This is a genomic window from Aequorivita sp. 609 (assembly GCF_014212065.1).
GTDB lineage: Bacteria > Bacteroidota > Bacteroidia > Flavobacteriales > Flavobacteriaceae > Aequorivita > Aequorivita sinensis.
Genome location: NZ_JACJVM010000024.1, coordinates 1 through 1841, shown reverse-complemented (window position 1 = coordinate 1841; position 1841 = coordinate 1). Strand labels below are relative to the sequence as shown.

The 1841-nt window shown below is 36.3% G+C and carries 1 protein-coding gene and 1 pseudogene; both read right to left on the bottom strand.

The window, feature by feature from the left end; genetic code table 11:
• Nucleotides 1–126 precede the first annotated feature (126 nt).
• Nucleotides 127–858, bottom strand: coding sequence for a hypothetical protein (locus H4O20_RS07885; protein WP_185098851.1), 732 nt, complete (start codon nt 856–858; stop codon nt 127–129).
• A gap of 227 nt (nt 859–1085) precedes the next feature.
• Nucleotides 1086–1841 (bottom strand): annotated as a pseudogene (locus H4O20_RS07880) (transposase); the annotation flags it as partial.

Genomic DNA, 1841 nt, shown 5'->3' with positions numbered 1-1841 from the left:
ATAATTGTGCCTGAAATAAAAAAGAGCTTACGGATCTATTCTTTCTATCTGTAAGCCTAGAATTATATTGTCAAAAATTAATAAAGAAATTAGTTGTTTTTTATCTCAGTTCTTTGTTGTAGCCAGTTATTTTTCTAATTTAATTTTCCCAATATCGAAATTCTTGGGCAAATTTTTAAAGTCCGTTTTCGTAATTATATATTCCCCATTAAAATTTTCCTCAAATTTTATTTTATACTTTTTGATTGAATATGAAAATCCAACATCAAACAATCCAGCACCTTCAGGATTCAACGTGTTATTGGCTGAACTGTAATTACTTAATTCAATTCCTTTTGTTAATTCCTCATTTAATTCAGCGAATTCATTTCCTTCTGGTTTTACTCCACCAATAGTATGGGAATAACCACCATTTTCATTGTCTGTTTTATTTGATTCGTTACTTATTAATTGTTCAAGAATGAGATATTGTTGACCTTCAGATTCTGTTATTCTTAACCAAAGTCCGTTTTCCATTGGTAATTTTGGAAGAACATTTACTTCAATAGTTTCAGTTGTATATTTTTTCCCATTAAATTCGAAGTCAAAAGGTCCAATTTTATATTTTTTTGCTTTTTCGAAAATAATTACTCTTTCAAAATCATCGGATTGCATTCCGAAAATTGAGGTTGAGCGAGTGAATTCCACATTCTTCCCTAATTCTTTTTTGAAATAATCAGTCAAAAAGTCAACGTTAATTGAAAACGTAACGCTTTGTCCAACTCTCGGTTCAGGATTATCGATTTCGATTTCCAATTTTTTCTGTCCGATTGCATTTAGTGAACAAAAGATTAAAAGTAAAAATGTGATTTTTTTCATATGGTTTTTCTAATTGGCTACAACGGCAGTCTGTCTCAAAACTACACTAATTTTCTTTTAAATTCAGTTGCAGGGTTAAGATTTCCGTATTTCATGAATTTTATAAAATTTCTCGGAAATGCGATTTTTAAAGCTTGCTGAGTGGATAATTGGGTTATAGCAAGCAACATAACCCCTAAAAACGAATTGAGCGCAGCGCAAACGGCCGTTATATCGAACTTTACACCGAGATTAAAGAGTCGTTTAAGGTTGTAGGCAAGGGTCATCAAGCCGGCATCTGCCGAAGCCACGGCTATCTTTCTTTTGGTAATTATGTAATCAAAGCCCCACTGGCGTTTTAAGGTGCCGTAAGGGTGTTCGACCAGCGCCTGACGTTGTTTATAGCGTTGTTTGTTCTGGGTCACTCGATGGGCATTAGCTTCTATATATGGAGCGTACTCACTGCGTTGAACAATTTTTCCGTTTTTTGCCTTGGTGCATAAACTGCGAACTGGACAACCTTTGCACGCCTTGGTTTTGTACTGTTTAAAAGTGTAGTTTCGTGTTTTATAGTGGCTTTGGTTACTGGTTAGTTTATGTCCTTCGGGGCAGGTGTAGGTATCGGTTTTTTGATTGTATATAAAATTCTCGGCATTGTACTTCGGATGCGGTGCCTGGCTAGCACGCCCAATGGCGGGTATGGCCACAAGCGTTTTAATGTCTAGCTGATGGGCCGTACAAAACTCGCTTCCGGTATGATAGCCTTTGTCGTAAAGGGCGGTAAACTTGTTGGTTCGTAAAATGGATTTGGCCCGGCGCAACATCATGCCCATGGCTTTCTTATCGTTTTGATTGGTTAGTTTGTAATCGATAAGTATTTTGTTTTTGATCATCCACAGTAGTTTGAAGTGTGTAGCAAACCTCAGTGATCATTCCCCGTACAATTTGGTGTCTACTATCAGGATCTGATGTGGATAATTGCGGATTTTCCGAACTTTTGTCCG